The sequence below is a fragment of the Paenibacillus sp. TSA_86.1 genome (assembly GCF_052691815.1).
This window is the reverse complement of the sequence record NZ_JBQZGE010000015.1, coordinates 100,989-117,501: the sequence shown is the minus strand read 5'-3', so window position 1 is coordinate 117,501 and position 16,513 is coordinate 100,989. Positions and strand designations below refer to the sequence as shown.

Sequence of the window (16,513 nt, the reverse complement as noted above, 5' to 3'; positions counted from 1 at the left end):
ACCCCCTATTTGATCTTCCGGTATATTTTTTCGGTCCGGTCTAACGGCTCATAGGCATCACTATATTCTGTAAAATGAATGGATTCTTTCGATCCCAGAACTAGAATACCGAAGTGGCTCAAGCTCTCATGAAACAGCCCGTGCACATGGTTCCGCAGCTCATCGTTGAAATAAATCATGACATTGCGGCAAAAAATCACATTAAACTCATTAAATGACCGGTCTGTTGCCAGGTTATGCTCGGCAAAAATAATATTTTTCTGAAGAAACGGGTGAAATATAACCGAATTATATTTCGCTGTATAGTATTCGGAGAAGGCTTTCGTGCCCCCTGCCTCCAGATAATTTGTTGTAAACAACTTCATTTTCTCAATACCGTATACGCCTTCCTTGGCCTGTTGCAGTGAGCGGTCATTCATATCCGTTGCGTAGATTCGTGCTTTGTCATACAGCCCTTCCTCGTGCAGCATAATCGCCATGGAATACACTTCTTCACCTGTAGAGCAGCCTGCATGCCATATCCGGATATACGGATAGGTTCTCAGAATAGGAATGATCTTTTCCCGAAACATGCGAAAAAGCGATGGGTCGCGAAACATTTCTGTTACCGGTATGGACAAGTTCTGTACAAAACGCTCGAAGGATGAACGATTGTGCAGCACCTTTTCCTGCAGCCCGGATATGCTTTTCACACCTTCTGCATGCGCGTAGTGCCATATTCTTCGTCTCAGGGATGGCAGCGCATAATTTCTGAAGTCGTACCCATACAAACGATGCATTCCCTCCAGCAACAATTCAATCTCGATCAATTCACGCTCTTCATCTTGCGGTATACGAACCGTATCTGCTCCCGTTTCGTTAGGTTCCCACGGTGTCATAACTTCTCTCCACTTCATCATTGGTTACTTGCGTATGCGTTATTGTCCTTCATTACCCAAACCATACGCTTACGAATACAACCATACCCGCATTAATGACAACAATTGATCCGTTTGAATCGGTTTTTTCACATAATCGGATGCTCCAGCCTCAATACATTTCCCTCGATCCTCTTTCATCGCCTTGGCTGTAAGGGCAATAATCGGCAATTTATCGAATTTCGGGTTCTGTCTGATCCGTGTCATCGCTTCGTATCCGTCCATCTCTGGCATCATCATATCCATCAGCACCAGATCAAATTCCGGATTTTTCTCGAGTGCCTCCAGTGCCTCACGGCCGTTCTCAGCAAACGTAACTTCCATACGGTACCCTTCAAGCACACTGGATAATGCAAACACATTTCGAATATCATCATCGACAAGCAGGATTTTCTTACCCTCGAACAAGGTTTCTTTATTATGCAGCTTCTGCAAAATACGGCGTTTATCCTCAGGTAGGTTCGCTTCTACCCGATGCAGGAACAATGTCGTCTCGTCCAGCAGACGCTCCGGTGACTTCACGTCTTTGATAATAATGGATTCCGCATATTTGCGAAGCTTCATCTCTTCCTTGGAATCCAGCTCTTTTCCGGTATAAATGATAATAGGCAGATCATTCAGATATTCATCATCACGAATCTGATCCAGAAGCTCGAATCCCGTCATGTCCGTCAGCATCAGGTCCAGCACCATGCAATCGTAACGCTGGCTGTGCAGTTCATTCAGTGCCTCCTGGCCTGTAGATACGGCAGTAATGGCTACATCATCATGACCAATCAATTCAATGATTGCTTTACGCTGAATCTCGTCATCTTCAACAATGAGCAATCGTTTCAGCTGATTTTCCGTATAGGATTCGATATGGGAGAATGCTTTATCCAGTGAATCCTTGCTGGAAGGTTTTTTAAGGTAGGCAATGGCCCCCATCATCAACCCTTGTTTCATATCATCCACAACCGAGATAACATGCACCGGGATGTGACGTGTCACTGAACTGCTCTTCAATTCTCCCAGAATCGTCCATCCGTCCATCACAGGTAATTGAATATCAAGAATAATCGCATCAGGCAAGTATTCACGGGCCATCTCCAGTCCGGTATCTCCTTGAAGAGCAACCAATGCTTTGAAGCCCCGACCTCTCGCCATATCCATCAGAATATGGGCAAAGTTCACATCATCTTCGATGATCAGCAACGTTTTGTCACCTTCACCAATGTTATTCAGATCATCCTCAATCCGGGTGACTTCTGAACTGCGGGCAGGGGATAGATCAACTACACGACTTCGTTCCGGCTCAGCTGCAAGAATGGATTGTTGTGATGAATGAGCAGGTTTAATATTTGGTAACCATTCTTGCTGTTGCTCTGAGGATACCGCTGCTTCTCTAGCTGCTTCTTCCTCTGCCAATTCGGCCTGTTCATGATTATCCGGCAGGAACAGCGTAAAGGTGCTTCCCTCGCCTTCCGAAGATTCCACCTGTATTGCCCCGCCAAGCAGACGTGCCAGTTCACGGCTAATCGACAAACCAAGGCCCGTACCACCGTATTTTCGACTGGTCGTGCCGTCTACCTGTTGGAAAGCTTCGAAGATCAGATCCGTCTTGTCGGACGGAATACCAATCCCGGTATCTTTGATGCTAAATCCGAGGTATTCCTGATTCGTATTCAGATATCCCGGCAGTTCCTCAGGTTTCATACGCTTTGCAATCAGACTTACCGAACCCCGATTCGTAAACTTGAACGCATTGGACAATAGATTTCGTAAAATTTGTTTCACCCGGTGACTGTCTGTGTAGATCCACTCCGGGAGGGAGCTGTCAAAATCGAAATTGAGATTCAGCTCTTTCTTGTTGGCCATCGGGCCAAAGTTCTGGGTGACAAAACTGGTCAGTTCATCCAATCGAACAGTCTCATAGTTGATATCCATCTTGCCTGCGTCCACTTTGGATAGATCCAGAATCTCATCAATCATCTTCAGCAAGTCTGCACCGGACATATAAATGGTTTGTGCATATTCCTGCTGTTTGCTGCTGAGATTGCCATCCTTGTTCTCCGACAATAACTGAGACAATATGAGCAGACTATTCAGAGGAGTTCGCAGTTCATGCGACATATTTGCCAAAAATTCAGACTTGTACTTGCTGGTCATCGACAATTGCATGGCCTGCTGTTCCAATTGCGTCTTCGTTTTCTCGATTTCATCATTTTTCTCTTCCACTTCACGGACCTGTTCTTCAAGAGCACGCGTCTTGGCGATCAGCTCCGTATTAAAATGCTCCAATTCCTCCTGCTGACGTTGCAGCAGTTCCTCCGAACGTTTAAGTGCATCCGTCTGTTCTTCCAGATTCTCATTGGTGCGACGCAGTTCTTCCTGCTGTGTCTGCAACTCCTCGGATTGCACCTGCAACTCCTCTGTGAGCGCCTGGGATTCCCGCAGTAATTCTTCCACGCGAAGACGTCGCCGAACATTGTTAAGGATGACCCCTAAGTTCATGATTAGCTGACCAAACAGCTGTTTGTGCATCTCACCAAAACCTTCGAAGGAAGCCAGTTCCACTACACCAATCAGTTCGTCCTCAAACACAACCGGATAGATCATAATTCCGGCAGCTGGTGCCGAACCCGAAGCAGAACCAATGTTTACATATTGATCAGGTGTATAATCAAGCACAATTGGATTCATATCCAGCGCCGCTTGACCAATCAAACCTTCTCCAATCCGGTATACCTCTTTGCCAAGCTCTCCATTCTCTTCAAAAGCGTACGAACCATATCGTCTCAACTCATCTGGATGTTTCTCCTCGTCGATGAGGTATACCACCCCTAGCTGAGCACCAAGTACAGGTGTGAATTCGCTAATAAACATCTGGGAGATTTGACGGATGGAGCCTATTCCCCGGAGAAGTTCAGGAACTCTCGCAATGTTAGAACTCATCCAGTTCTGATCCTGCTGTGCCTGTACGTAAGCTTTTTCGATCTCCAGCTTCTCTTCCAGATCGTTAGAGACTTCTTTGAAAACGGTGGCAATCTGGCCGATCTCATCGGTGGACTTGATTTGAATCCGGCGGATCGTTTTATATCGACCTTTACCAAAGCTCGTAATCATCATCGATACCGTATTCAGACCACGAGTAATGCTTGGAAGTACCCACAGAATAACACCAAGCGCAAGCAGTAATCCGGCGACCATAATGCTTATTGTAATCTGAACCGCTCTGGTATATGCGGCATTGGCGTCTTTGATCTCGGCATCGATCTCCTGATCCTGATAACGAGACAACGCATTCAGACTTTCCACCGCTTCCTTCTGAACGGCAAGTCCAGTAGAGTTTCGATAGTTGTTAGCATCCTCCACCCGACTCTGGGACATCAGATTAATTACTCTTGCAGCATAATTCGTATAGGCATCCCAAGCATTATTCACGCGATCTACGAGTTGATGCTCCGAGGCAGTGTCTGCCCGGTTTTTAACCTGCTCCAGATAACGGGCACCTTTCTCCTTCATTTCCTTCAGATCAGATTCTGCCGCACTGACTGAATTGTTCGGATTTAACAACAAGTTAGCCAGCACTTTGGCAATATCATTGACTTCCCCTCGTGCCGCTGAAGTAAATCGCACTTTAAGATAACGTTCCTGATACATCTGATCAATCTGTTTATTACTGCTGTTCAGCCGCTCGTAGCTCACAAAGGTGAGGGCAATCATAATGACCATCAAGGCGGTAAAACCAATCAGCAGTTTATTCCTGATTTTCATTCCGTTTCCGCCCCTTTATCTAGCGTAATCCAGACCAGACATTTATCATCGTCCCTTTCCGGATTCAATTCGTCGTCGAAGAACAATGCCTGCATCGATTCTTCATTCCACTGATGGGAGCCTTTTAATTGTTCTTTCAAAAACTCAAGCTGTTGCTCTTGATCACCGTGAACCGCTTCAAGCAAACCATCGGTATACATCGCAATATGGCCTGTGCCTTCATAATGAATGGTCTGCGGTTCAATATCCATTTTGTCGAACAACCCCACCGGGCAACATACGCTGTCAAATGAAGTTACACTGCCGTCACTACGGAAAAATAAAGCGGGTGGATGACCGGCATTCACATAATCAATCCGTTTCATCCGGGTATCTACGACGAGATAGATCGCTGTAAAGTAATACTGCACCAGCTGTTTCCCCAGATGCAGCTGGTTAAAGCGTCGATTCAGCTCTTGAATTACCTTCTCCGGGTCAACATATGTTGTTACCGTGTCCTTAAGTACGGATGCGATAAACATTGTGAACAGGGATGAAGATATACCATGTCCCATCATGTCCAGAAGTAATACACCATACCGTCCCTCTCCGAGGGGAAACCAGGAATAGAGATCACCAGCAAGCTCAAAAGATGGTTTATAGATGGCATGTACCTGAAACAACGGATCTTCAATCGCATGACTAAGCACCGCATTTTGTACCATCGCTGCCAGCTTCAACTCGTCCTGAATCCGCTGGTCACGCTCCTTGTGCCAGTCTTTCTCCTGTTTCAGACGTAATGCCAGCCGGATTCGGGCCATCAGTTCCACTTTGTTAATCGGCTTGGTTACATAATCGGAGGCCCCTGCATCCAGTGCTTCGGCCAGCTTCTTGGAATCACCGATCGCGGTCACCATAATAATCGGGATGTCTTTCAGATTTTCGAATTTCTGCACAATGCTGCATGCTTCAATTCCGTCCATTTCAGGCATCATCATATCCAGTAAAATCAGGTCAATATCCGATTGTTTCGGACGCACTTCGCTAATATCCGCACCAATCCCCAATACTTCGAACATATCCATAGCTGAGCTTGCTGTCACAATATCGCGGTAATTCTCTTTTTTTAAAATCTCTCGAATGATAATGACATTTGTCGGATTGTCGTCAACAATAAGTATTCTCATTTATATCTCCTTATCTGTGGCGTCCGGGTTTGTCGAACATTATGCATTCAACGAACAACCTTATTTATACAAATTTTGCGTTCATAGAGGCAGTAGACATAACAATTGCTAGTATAACTATAATGATAAAACCAGAAAATGACTATCAGAAAATAGCACCATCAAAGCCAATTCAACTTTGGATAATCAACGTTTTTGCAGCGACTTATTACCGAGTTATCGCCCATGCCCTGCGCATAACTTGCAAAAACATAGATAAGGAATGGGGTTTACCCCATTCCTTATCTATGTTTTTGATTAAGCGTTCCCGTTTAACCGCAGAACGTTTGCTGAACTAACGATTCTACGTTAAGGGGATGAAAATCAGTCTTTCTTTTTGGCAATAATCAGTACCTTGCCTTTGTCCAATTCACTCTCATAGAAGTCAGCCTCGGCTTCTGTAAATCCCATCGATACAATCTTGGCCCGAAGTTCGTCACCGCGTGAGCGGAACAGGTTCGCCACGGAATCGAATACTCCTTCTTCCTTAATGCCAATCTCTTTAGCATCTGCAGTATCTGCAATGCGATCTGTACGATCCTTCTCATGGGCAAGCACGAAGATATGATCAGCCAAGTATCCAGTAGTCTGCAACTCTTTCACCGCTTCTACTGCTTGAACTCCGTTTTCTACCACTTTGGCATAAGCCTGTGCGTTGGTTGAATCCATCGTTTCCACTCTCCTCTGATATAATCTTCTTTATCGAGCTCTTATAGTATATAACCATACTATTTTACGTTGAAACGAAAGCTTCATCATTCATTTCAGGTAACCGTATCGTCAAAAAAGTCAACACCTTCAATCTCACCGGAGCCTGGTTTCATATACACTTTGATTGCATACGAACCGCGAAGATATACTTCTCCATCCTCAGCAACATAATAAGGTTTGCCCAGTGCTTGATGAATGGCTTCGATTTGCATCGGAATAGACTTCCCGTTCAACTTCAGGTCATCATGTGACCCATCGACATGTACATATTGAATTATGCCTGTATCTTCACATATCCCAACATGCATATCACGGAAATGATATTCCGGGCATCCCAGATAGGGATCTTCTTTGATCTTGAATGGCTGACCCATTTTGGAAAATAACTCTTGTTTGCTGTCCTCCAGTGAAATGCCATTCAGAGTCCGAAACTGCTCGAACGTCTCGGACTGATCAGCAGCCAAACTTACCTCAGGCGTCTGCTCCTCCATTACCGTCCATTGCAAGTCGTGAGCAGCAGGTGTTGCTGCCGGTTGAACGGAAAAGGGAGAAATTACGCCAAGCATCGTCACTAGCAGTAGTTTCATCATGATTCTCACCCTTTCATCAGGTTCATCACCGCTCTGAAGGCTTCACCGTATTTCAAAAATCAGAAAGCGGTCATGTTATTTACGCATCCGTTGCCATACATTAGCTGCAAGATCAATATATTTCACCCAGTTCTTCCCGCCCTTGGCTTCATCGTGATATGTAGCTTCATAGGATTGCAGGGTACGTTCAGCGGGCGTTGCAGGTGGAGCAGCTACCTGACTGGATTCGGACGTTTTGCCTGCTGCCGCTTTGGATTGCTTCGTCTGAAAGCGAGTCATCAGTGTAGTGGACACCTGCTTGGCTGCTGCCGTTACCTCACTCAGTACTTCTCCCAGATTCTCAACCGACTCCATCACCGGGTCAATCTTCTTCATCTTGTGTTGCACGTCAGCCGTAATATCATTGGCATGTCTTACGGTCTGTTTTACTTCATAGCTGAGCTCATCAATGGTCTTCTGCACTTCCTGCAACGTCTGGGAGACATTGTCCAGTGAACCCTGAGCCGATTTTAATGTGCGAATCAAAAAGAAAACCAGTACAGCAAATGCCACTGCAATCAGGGCCACGCTTAGTTGATAGATCATAAAAGAACCTCTCTTTCCATGGTTACGTCGGTTTTGTTATTGCTATAGTTACCCGTGCCTTCCCTGGACGAAACAAAAGAGAAGTGCTCCTCTAGCGGCGTATAGAAGAAGAAAAAAACACCATGTTTCAAGTCATTTCACCTCGGTTAAGGTTAGACTACACAGGGCAGTGAGACAGCACAGTTCACGCCACAAACTTTAACACGAAAGGATGAATTATCATGCTAAAATGGTCTGTTATTTTTCTGATTATCGCACTGGTTGCCGGAATCTTCGGGTTTTTCGGGATTGTTGAAGCGGCTGCTTCGATCGCAAAAGTATTGTTCTTCATCTTTGTAGTACTCTTCGTCATCTCCCTCATTACGGGACGAAGCCGAATGCGATAAAAGCGGATCTCTGAATCTGAATCATTGCATTACAACCAAAAGCCGATGATGCCTCCGGGCACGTCGGCTTTTGTGCGCTCTAAAGACAGGTACACTTTTCTATTTTTCTATTTATGTATTACACTCCCTCCTGCTTTATTCCAATATGAACCGCCGAAGAGTCCTGGAAAAACAGGACTTTAAAGATATAGCCAGCCCGATTTCATACCACGAAAGTCTGATTTTTACAGGCTTGCTATATACCCACATATGCGCCAGTTGACTCTGGAGAAACCAAGAAAAAATTGTTATAATTTGTGATTCATAGACAAGCTTGCTTGGTTACTTTTATCACAGGACAACAAAAACTACATATCTAACCGAGGAGGAAAAACAAATGAAAAAAATCGTAAGTTTTGCCGCTGCTTTAACATTGATGGGTTCCATGGCTGCCGCTGCAGGTGCTGAGGAAGCGGTTACCGGCACGGTAACACCGACAACTTCGGGTACTGAAGCAACTTCTACGACACCAGCACCAACAACGCCGGCTGTAGAAGTGAACAAACCTGCTGTAGAGACCATTGAAGGCAAAGCAGAGACTGTAACAGGCACAACCGTTGATTCCACGGGTACTCAAGGCACTTCAACAACAACAGAGACACCGTCCACAACAGACGATAAAATGTTTGAAGAGCCAATTGTAAAACCGGGTGATGAAGTTCTGATGCCAACGATGCTGCTTAACTTGCTTGAGCGCACGTGGTTCTATGATGCACCAAACGGCAAACCGATCGGTGCGTTGAGTGCTCAAGTCGTTGATACAACGGGTGAAGTTGTTGACGGATTCGACGGCGGCGAATGGGTTCAAGTGTACACTTGGAAAGGCAAAGCTTGGATTCACGTTGCTATTCAATAATATCGTATAATCGTTTCTAACATAAGTAAAGAGGACAGTACGCAGCATTGCGTCTGTCCTCTTTTGATATTTAGTTACAGTCATCCCTGACTTAACCAAAAAAATGATGTCCGTTCTGTTGCTCAGATCGGGGCTCAACATGCACATGAACATGCATAATATTATGTGATCGTTTCAGACGTTCCTCTACCTGATCGCAGATTTCATGGCCCTGTACCAGCGTTAATGCTCCATCCACTTCAATAACTACATCAACCAGAACATGACTGCCATGTACTCGTGCCTTGACGTCCTTGATCATTTCGACACCAGGGACCCGAGCAACGGCAGATCTCAAATCCATTAATTGCTTTTGATCAAACCCGTCCGTGAGCAGATGAGTCGAATCCCGGAAAATTTCCCAAGCTGTTTTGCAGATCAACAGACCTACGAGGATGGCAGCCACTTTATCCAGCCAGGGCAGTCCGAATTGCGAACCGATGATGCCAATGGCAGCACCGATACTTACCCAGGCATCAGAACGGTTATCTTTGGCCGCTGCCAGTAAAGCTTGGCTGTTAATCTGTTTGGCCAGACGGGAATTGTAACGGTATACACCCAGCATAACGACTGCACAGATCACTGCTACGCCTGCTGCCCAGAGGTTCGGCACTCCATAATCACCCGCATACCATGAACGAACTGCTTCGACCAACACCTGAAGTCCTACAACCGCCATAATAAATGAGGCAATTAATGCTGCGATCGTCTCTGCCCGAAAATGTCCATATGCGTGATCCGAATCTGGCGGTTTTTGCGAGATACGCAGCCCCACCAATACCGCAACAGATGCCACAATATCTGTGGCATTATTGATGCCGTCTGCGACCAAGGCACTGGAAGCAAACAAATATCCGCAGAGCAGCTTAAAAGCAGACAAAACGAGGTATGCCGCAATGCTGATCCAGGCTCCTCGCTCTCCTTTACGTATTTCTTCATAAGCGTTCAACCGGAACACTCCTTTTCATATTACCAATACGGTTTTCTCATGTTACCAAATGCAGGTCGTGTGGGTCTACAGAAACAGTTTTGCCGAGCAGCACCGCTGTAGGTAAGCCGAAACAAAGTTTCCGGAAGGCAGGGCTATAGCATGCCAGAAACAAAGTTGGCTCAGGAAAAACGGGTGAAAACTGGCATTTTATCAGGTTGCCCTTGTGAGGCTATTATAAAACGTATAAAATGAGTACATCCCGTCCAATTTGGACGGCTTACTGCAAGACCGGGAGGGATATACAATGAGCGAAAATAATGAACCGAAAAAGGTCAGCCTGCAAGATGCGATCCGTCAAAAGCTGGCACAAAAGAAAGAGCAGCAAAATTCCGGTAACCAGTCCGGTGCTTACTTTGAAGGTGGCCCTAAAGCCATGAAAAGCCAGAACAACAAAAAGCCGAACAACCAGCGTCGCCGTACAGGCGGGTCTTAGGTTCGCGCCAGCATAAGAGCTGCATATCAGCATGAGCATGACAAAAAAACCGCAGGCCCTCCACTTGGAGGACTTGCGGTTTTTCGCTTGCAGTTATTTAAAGTGAATTTAAGCTTCCACCGGGTACATTTTGTTGCGCAGTTCTTTGATTTCGTCGCTTTCCAGATACTCGTCATAGCTCATTTGTCGATCGATCAGGCCTGTTGGCGTAATTTCGATAATCCGGTTTGCAATCGTCTGAATGAACTGATGGTCATGGGATGTGAACAACATCGTTCCATCAAAGTCAATCATACCATTGTTTAATGCTGTAATGGATTCGAGATCCAAGTGGTTCGTTGGCTCATCCAGAATCAGTGCATTTGCACCTGTCTGCATCATTTTCGCGAGCATACAGCGAACTTTCTCTCCCCCGGAGAGTACGCTAGCCTTCTTCTGGGACTCCTCACCAGAGAACAACATACGGCCCAGGAAGCCACGTAGATACGTTTCATCCTGATCTTTGGAATACTGACGCAGCCAATCTACGAGTGTCATATCCACACCGTCAAAAAATTGGGAGTTATCTTTCGGGAAATAAGCCTGAGTCGTCGTCACACCCCAAGTATATTCACCGCTGTCCGCTTCTGTTTCACCCATGAGAATGTCAAACAACAGTGATTTGGCATTTCCGTTCGGGCCAACAAATGCAATTTTGTCACCTTTGTTCACCACAAAGCTCACATCATTCAACATTTCCACACCATCGACAGATTTGTGAATACGATCTACCGTCAGCAATTGTTTACCTGCTTCACGCTCAGGCTTGAAGTTAATAAACGGATATTTACGGTTGGACGGACGAAGGTCATCCAATGTGATTTTGTCGAGTTGCTTCTTCCGGGAAGTCGCCTGTTTGGACTTCGAAGCGTTCGCGGAGAAACGTTGAATAAAGGCTTGCAGCTCTTTAATCTTCTCTTCTTTTTTCTTATTGGCATCCCGCTGCAGAGCAAGTGCCAATTGGCTGGACTCATACCAGAAGTCATAGTTACCTACGTACATCTGAATTTTACCGAAGTCAATATCTGCGATATGCGTACATACCTTGTTCAGGAAGTGACGGTCATGGGATACAACAATAACGGTACCTTCATAATCCATCAAGAAGTTCTCAAGCCATTGAATGGATTCGAGATCCAAGTGGTTGGTAGGCTCATCGAGCAACAGGTTGTTTGGACGGCCAAACAACGCTTGTGCCAGCAATACGCGGACTTTTTCGTTCCCGCTCAGCTCTATCATTTTTTTGTCATGCATGTCACGGTCAATGCCCAGACCGATCAGAAGTGCCGCTGCATCCGGCTCAGCATCCCAGCCGTTCTGCTCAGCGAACTCCCCTTCAAGTTCACCTGCACGCAAACCGTCTTCTTCTGTGAAGTCTGCCTTCGCATACAAAGCATCCTTCTCTTTCATGATGGAATACAGACGAGCGTGACCCATAATAACCGTTTCGAGAACCGGATACTCATCATATTCAAAGTGGTTTTGCTTCAAAACGGCCATACGTTCGCCCGGGGTGATGTGCACCTCTCCCGAGTTGGCTTCAATCTCACCGGACAAAATTTTCAAAAACGTTGATTTGCCGGCTCCGTTCGCACCGATCAGGCCGTAACAGTTGCCTGGCGTGAATTTGATATTCACATCTTCAAAAAGTGCACGTTTTCCGTAGCGGAGCGTGATACCGCTTGTACTGATCATTAAGCATACCATCCTTTATTGGTTAATCTGCATACTGCATGAATAGCAACCTGCGTAAAATCATGGATTCAATATCCGATGCCTATTCTGGCACCATATTATAACACAAAAAAGCGGCAAATTCGAAAATCAGCCGCTTTTTACGGATTAAAGTTTTGGTAAATATGCTGTTCATGCACGTATGTTTATAGATTACCATATCTGGCTGGCTTTTGTTAGCCCCATTAACATACTCTTCATGAGATTTAGTTAAGGAATGTCTATGGAATTGCGCTAATGACTACTTATTCCTCTTCAGCAGCTTCATGCCGGATGCGAAGTGTCTCGCCGTGCCCGAGCACTCGAATCCGTTCCTTGGCAATCCCCAGTCGCTCACGCTCCATCTCCAGCCGATCCAATGCTTCCTTGGGTGTATCATCCGCCAGCTTAAATGTCCCGTAATGCATAGGCACCATTAACTGTGATCCTGTTTCCACGAACCCCTGCAAAGCTTCCTCCGGCGTCACGTGCTGGGACGTCATGAACCATTCGGGGTCGTATGCCCCAATGGGCATCAGCGTTACGCCAATGTCAAAGCGTTCTCCAATCGTTTTGAACTCCTTGAAATATCCTGTATCTCCGACAAAATATAGAACAGGCGGATCGGCTGCTGCTTGTTTGTCACCACTGGTTTTGTGCGAATCCGAAGAAGATGAAACAGACCCTTTTTCCGTCTCACTCTCCGCTACCGCGGCGCTCTCTTCTGACACGGGTACAGCATGATTCGGCTCCAGCACATAACCGCCCCAATGAGACGTATTGGTATCAAATAACGTCCGGCGTGTCCAGTGCTGGGCAGGCACAAACGTAATCTTCACTCCACCGAGCACCGTATGATCCCACCATTTCATCTCCTGACAGCGATGGAATCCCTTACGGATCATTTTGCGTTTCAAGCCGTCCGGCACAATCAGCAATGTCTTCGATGTAATCAGCTTGCGCAGGGAAGCGAGATGCAGGTGATCATAGTGTGAGTGAGAGATAAGTATGACATCGAGAGGCGGAATATCTTGAATCGGAATGCCAGGGGCACCGAGCCTTCGTTGAAACCCCATTTTCTCCGCCCACACCGGATCGGTCACTATATTCAATCCATAATACTGGATGAAAAAGGTGGAGTGTCCGATCCACGTTATGGTTGTTTCTTCCCGGTTGGCATGCAAGTAATCCAGCTCAGGGTCATGCTTCGGGACTTTGTAGGAATAGTCTTTTACTTTGCGGCGGCGCTGTTCTCTCCACTGCTTGAACTCCTTCAGCGTTTTGTCTGTACTGACATTATCGATATTGTTATAACGAATTTTGGGCATGAAGGGGCCTCCTCCCTTCCTCAGTTCTTAACATCAGATTACCCGTATCGGAAGTGGACGTACCACCTGGAGTATTCACAGCGTTACCCTCATCAATCCTTTGGGTTTTTGTAAAGTGCCATATATACAAACAGAAAAACAATCGCAGCCACCATAATCAGCGGAGGAGCATACATAATCGTAAAGGTCTCAAAGAAGCTGAGCCCCGTGATGCCCGGTATGCCTTTTACCCCTTCATCCAGGAGCGGCTTCACATGCATCTCCAGATCGGCGCCGGTCGGCCAGCCAGACTTCAACAATGTAAACTGCTGTGGTAACAAGGCAGCTAGCATATACGTGATATTCGAAATGGTCGTCGCTAACATGGCGAAGTCATCCTTTCTTTTTCCCGGCATTACCGCGCACATAATTGGCATCAAACAAGAACAACTTCATAATCAGCACCAGAGACGGAATAAGCACCAGTAGCCCCAGACTGAACGCCGTAATTAGTGCAATGCCCATCGTTCGGTTCGTAAAGCTGTCATAGATGTTAATGTAAGGATACAGAATATACGGCAGATGGGAGCGACCATATCCATACCAGGCAAAGGCAAACTGCAACATGACTGCGATAAAACACCAACCCAGATGTTTCTCTTTCCACACGAGCGATACCGCAATGACAAAACAGATAAACGATGCGATGAACATCCAGGACATATCGATCATACGCTCGAAGTGAGCAGGATTTTGTTTGTTAATTTGCAGAAAAGCGAGAAAACTCGCAAAAATCGTGGGCAAGCTCCACAGCAGCGCATACTCCCGAAGGACACTAAAGGCCGGCTCGTCTCCCGCCCGCTTTGCGTAGTAGGAAAGGAACATTGCCGAGATATACAGCACGCTCACCAAAGCCAGCAATACAACAGACCACGTATAGGGATTCGTCAGAAATTCACGCCAGCGAAAAAACACCTTTTCGCCTACCTGCTCAATGATTCCACCTTCGGATATCGCCAAAATGGTGGAGAACACCGCCGGAATTAGCAAGCCCGTTGCTCCGTACAGTGCCAGATAGATTTTGCTGTTTTTGCCATGGTTTCCATAGGTGTTGTAGGCATAATACACTCCACGGATGGCCAGTAACACAATCGCAAGTGAACCCGGAACAAGCAGGGCTGTACCGTAATAAAATGCGCTGTCTGGATAGAAGCCGACTAACCCCACCACAAAGAAAATAAGAAACACATTCGTCACTTCCCACACCGGAGACAGGTAGCGCTGAATGATATTATGAATTTTGTTTTCATGTCCAGTCAATATGCTGTAAAAGCTGAAGAAACCCGCGCCGAAATCAATCGAAGCTACGATCAGATACCCGAACAGAAATGTCCACAATATCGCGATGCCCGCTATTTCAAAGTTCAATGCACGATACCTCCTTCCAGTCCAAGTGATTCAAGTTCCTTCTCCGCTTCCTTGTTCCGGAACAGCTTGCCGATGACACGGATGCATGAGAAGCACAGCACCAGATACAGCAGGATAAACAATACCAGCATCCACCCCACCGAAGTGGAGGTCGTTGCCGCTTCGGACACCTTCATATATCCGCGCAAAATCCAGGGCTGCCTGCCCACCTCGGCAAACATCCATCCAAGCTCAATAGCAATCATCGCCATTGGGCCAAGAAACACGATGCCAAGCAGCAGCCACTTCGGATAAGGTTTGCGTCCCGGCAACCAACGACGCAGCACGTAGAGCACCGGAATCAGCAGAATGACGACTCCTGTTGTGACTTTCAGGTCGAACATGTAATGGATGGACAGCGGCGGTCTAAGGTCGGCTGGGTACTCTTCCAGTCCCTTCACTTCCGTATCTGGTCGGTTGCCTGCCAAAATACTGAGTGCATACGGTATCTCAATCGCATATTTGACCTCATTGTTTTCGTCCAGAATCCCCCCATAGACAAGAGGGGCTTCCTTCATCGTTTTGAAATGCCACTCGGCGGCAGCCAGCTTCTCCGGCTGATATTTCGCCAGAAATTTACCGGACGAGTCACCAATCATGACGGTGCTGATCGCAAATACCAGCGCGGATATCGTCGTGAGCTTAAGCGCTTTTTTGTAATACACATGATCCCGTCCGCGCAGCAAGCTGAACGCCGCTATTCCCGCCAGCACACCCGCACTTAAGGTGTAGGACGAAGCTAACACATGGGATACTTTGGTTGGTGTAGCCGGGTTCAGCATGGCGGCAATCGGATCAATATCTTTCATGATGCCGTTAATCAAGGTGAACCCTTGCGGCTGGTTCATGAAAGAATTCACGGTTGTAATGAAAATCGCGGAAGCGGATGAACCTAGAGCTACTGGAATGAGCAACAACATATGCGTATACTTCTTTTTGAAACGATCCCAGGTGTAGAGATAAATTCCGAGGAAGATCGCTTCCACGAAAAAGGCAAATGTCTCCATAAAAAGAGGCAACGCAATCGCTTGACCGGCGACACGCATAAACATGGGCCACAGCAGACTCAGCTGTAACCCGATGGATGTACCTGTGACTACACCTACAGCCACGGTAATGACAAAACCTCTTGCCCACCTGCGAGCCAGTAGCGTGTAATGAATATCGTTAGTGCGTAGTCCCCGCCATTCAGCCAAAGCAATCATGAGCGGAACACCTACACCAATGGAAGCAAAGATAATATGCACAAACAGAGTCAGACCGGTTAGTATTCGGCTGAGCAGTACAGGGTCCAGAGATGACATGGGTACACTCCTCTTTCGACGTAATCGTTATCAATGGTTTGTATATTTCCTTATGGGTTATGTACGACAGTGGATCCGTTCAGCCAGAACGGGTCCTTAATAACTCATAATGCGGATGATGCTTTTGACCACGGCATACAACACGACCACAGCTGCCACCAGACAGACGATGATG

Annotated in this window: 15 protein-coding genes; 3 read left to right on the top strand and 12 right to left on the bottom strand. The window is 46.5% G+C overall.

All coding sequences use genetic code 11. The features are described from left to right. Positions 1 to 5: 5 nt before the first annotated feature. The 6 genes from ACUTVW_RS22500 to ACUTVW_RS22475 all read right to left on the bottom strand — a co-directional run bounded on the left by ACUTVW_RS22500 (position 6) and on the right by ACUTVW_RS22475 (position 7,764). A complete protein-coding gene (locus ACUTVW_RS22500; protein ID WP_251511825.1) occupies positions 6 to 878 on the bottom strand; it encodes a CheR family methyltransferase in 873 nt (290 codons plus the stop codon). 69 nt (positions 879 to 947) lie between these two features. After that, on the bottom strand, positions 948 to 4,673 hold the full coding sequence (locus tag ACUTVW_RS22495; RefSeq protein ID WP_445647804.1) for a response regulator: 3,726 nt from the start codon (positions 4,671 to 4,673) through the stop codon (positions 948 to 950). Beyond that, positions 4,670 to 5,839: a PP2C family protein-serine/threonine phosphatase gene (locus tag ACUTVW_RS22490; protein WP_445647803.1), complete on the bottom strand. Its 1,170-nt coding sequence runs from the start codon at positions 5,837 to 5,839 to the stop codon at positions 4,670 to 4,672. The genes ACUTVW_RS22495 and ACUTVW_RS22490 overlap by 4 nt, the downstream gene beginning before the upstream one ends. Positions 5,840 to 6,202: 363 nt before the next feature. Beyond that, entirely contained in the window at positions 6,203 to 6,547 is a 345-nt protein-coding gene (locus ACUTVW_RS22485; protein ID WP_445647802.1) for a general stress protein, read from the bottom strand. Between the two features lie 95 nt (positions 6,548 to 6,642). Beyond that, on the bottom strand, positions 6,643 to 7,179 hold the full coding sequence (locus ACUTVW_RS22480; protein ID WP_445647801.1) for a hypothetical protein: 537 nt from the start codon (positions 7,177 to 7,179) through the stop codon (positions 6,643 to 6,645). Positions 7,180 to 7,254: 75 nt separating this feature from the next. After that, entirely contained in the window at positions 7,255 to 7,764 is a 510-nt protein-coding gene (locus ACUTVW_RS22475) for a DUF948 domain-containing protein (protein ID WP_445647800.1), read from the bottom strand. A 221-nt stretch (positions 7,765 to 7,985) separates the two neighbouring features. Between ACUTVW_RS22475 and ACUTVW_RS22470 the strand changes: the two genes are divergently transcribed. Then, positions 7,986 to 8,150 (top strand): DUF1328 domain-containing protein, encoded by a 165-nt coding sequence (locus ACUTVW_RS22470; RefSeq protein WP_090924476.1) that lies wholly within the window; start codon positions 7,986 to 7,988, stop codon positions 8,148 to 8,150. Positions 8,151 to 8,526: 376 nt separating this feature from the next. Further along, positions 8,527 to 9,045, top strand: coding sequence for a hypothetical protein (locus tag ACUTVW_RS22465; protein ID WP_445647799.1), 519 nt, complete (start codon positions 8,527 to 8,529; stop codon positions 9,043 to 9,045). A 91-nt stretch (positions 9,046 to 9,136) separates the two neighbouring features. Here the strand turns inward: ACUTVW_RS22465 and ACUTVW_RS22460 are convergent, their stop codons facing one another. After that, entirely contained in the window at positions 9,137 to 10,033 is an 897-nt protein-coding gene (locus ACUTVW_RS22460) for a cation diffusion facilitator family transporter (protein WP_445647798.1), read from the bottom strand. Positions 10,034 to 10,319: 286 nt separating this feature from the next. On the opposite strand from ACUTVW_RS22460, the gene ACUTVW_RS22455 reads away from it, so the two are divergent. After that, entirely contained in the window at positions 10,320 to 10,508 is a 189-nt protein-coding gene (locus tag ACUTVW_RS22455) for a hypothetical protein (protein ID WP_090924473.1), read from the top strand. Between the two features lie 108 nt (positions 10,509 to 10,616). On the opposite strand, the gene ACUTVW_RS22450 is transcribed toward ACUTVW_RS22455, so the two are convergent. The 5 genes from ACUTVW_RS22450 to ACUTVW_RS22430 all read right to left on the bottom strand — a co-directional run bounded on the left by ACUTVW_RS22450 (position 10,617) and on the right by ACUTVW_RS22430 (position 16,338). After that, on the bottom strand, positions 10,617 to 12,242 hold the full coding sequence (locus ACUTVW_RS22450) for an ABC-F family ATP-binding cassette domain-containing protein (protein WP_434749406.1): 1,626 nt from the start codon (positions 12,240 to 12,242) through the stop codon (positions 10,617 to 10,619). A gap of 284 nt (positions 12,243 to 12,526) precedes the next feature. After that, entirely contained in the window at positions 12,527 to 13,588 is a 1,062-nt protein-coding gene (locus ACUTVW_RS22445; protein WP_445647797.1) for an MBL fold metallo-hydrolase, read from the bottom strand. A gap of 92 nt (positions 13,589 to 13,680) precedes the next feature. After that, a complete protein-coding gene (gene cydS, locus ACUTVW_RS22440) occupies positions 13,681 to 13,953 on the bottom strand; it encodes a cytochrome bd oxidase small subunit CydS (RefSeq protein ID WP_445647796.1) in 273 nt (90 codons plus the stop codon). Between the two features lie 7 nt (positions 13,954 to 13,960). Beyond that, entirely contained in the window at positions 13,961 to 14,995 is a 1,035-nt protein-coding gene (locus ACUTVW_RS22435; protein WP_445647795.1) for a cytochrome d ubiquinol oxidase subunit II, read from the bottom strand. Continuing rightward, positions 14,992 to 16,338: a cytochrome ubiquinol oxidase subunit I gene (locus ACUTVW_RS22430; protein WP_445647794.1), complete on the bottom strand. Its 1,347-nt coding sequence runs from the start codon at positions 16,336 to 16,338 to the stop codon at positions 14,992 to 14,994. The genes ACUTVW_RS22435 and ACUTVW_RS22430 overlap by 4 nt, the downstream gene beginning before the upstream one ends. Between the last annotated feature and the right edge of the window lie 175 nt (positions 16,339 to 16,513).

Excerpts from the sequence above, each read along its gene's own strand:
- ACUTVW_RS22500 (WP_251511825.1), bottom strand. The coding sequence starts at position 878 with ATGACACCGTGGGAACCTAACGAAACGGGAGCAGATACGGTTCGTATA.
- ACUTVW_RS22495 (WP_445647804.1), bottom strand. The coding sequence starts at position 4,673 with ATGAAAATCAGGAATAAACTGCTGATTGGTTTTACCGCCTTGATGGTC.
- ACUTVW_RS22490 (WP_445647803.1), bottom strand. The coding sequence starts at position 5,839 with ATGAGAATACTTATTGTTGACGACAATCCGACAAATGTCATTATCATT.
- ACUTVW_RS22485 (WP_445647802.1), bottom strand. The coding sequence starts at position 6,547 with ATGGATTCAACCAACGCACAGGCTTATGCCAAAGTGGTAGAAAACGGA.
- ACUTVW_RS22480 (WP_445647801.1), bottom strand. The coding sequence starts at position 7,179 with ATGATGAAACTACTGCTAGTGACGATGCTTGGCGTAATTTCTCCCTTT.
- ACUTVW_RS22475 (WP_445647800.1), bottom strand. The coding sequence starts at position 7,764 with ATGATCTATCAACTAAGCGTGGCCCTGATTGCAGTGGCATTTGCTGTA.
- ACUTVW_RS22470 (WP_090924476.1), top strand. The coding sequence starts at position 7,986 with ATGCTAAAATGGTCTGTTATTTTTCTGATTATCGCACTGGTTGCCGGA.
- ACUTVW_RS22465 (WP_445647799.1), top strand. The coding sequence starts at position 8,527 with ATGAAAAAAATCGTAAGTTTTGCCGCTGCTTTAACATTGATGGGTTCC.
- ACUTVW_RS22455 (WP_090924473.1), top strand. The coding sequence starts at position 10,320 with ATGAGCGAAAATAATGAACCGAAAAAGGTCAGCCTGCAAGATGCGATC.
- ACUTVW_RS22450 (WP_434749406.1), bottom strand. The coding sequence starts at position 12,242 with ATGATCAGTACAAGCGGTATCACGCTCCGCTACGGAAAACGTGCACTT.
- ACUTVW_RS22445 (WP_445647797.1), bottom strand. The coding sequence starts at position 13,588 with ATGCCCAAAATTCGTTATAACAATATCGATAATGTCAGTACAGACAAA.
- cydS (WP_445647796.1), bottom strand. The coding sequence starts at position 13,953 with ATGTTAGCGACGACCATTTCGAATATCACGTATATGCTAGCTGCCTTG.
- ACUTVW_RS22430 (WP_445647794.1), bottom strand. The coding sequence starts at position 16,338 with ATGTCATCTCTGGACCCTGTACTGCTCAGCCGAATACTAACCGGTCTG.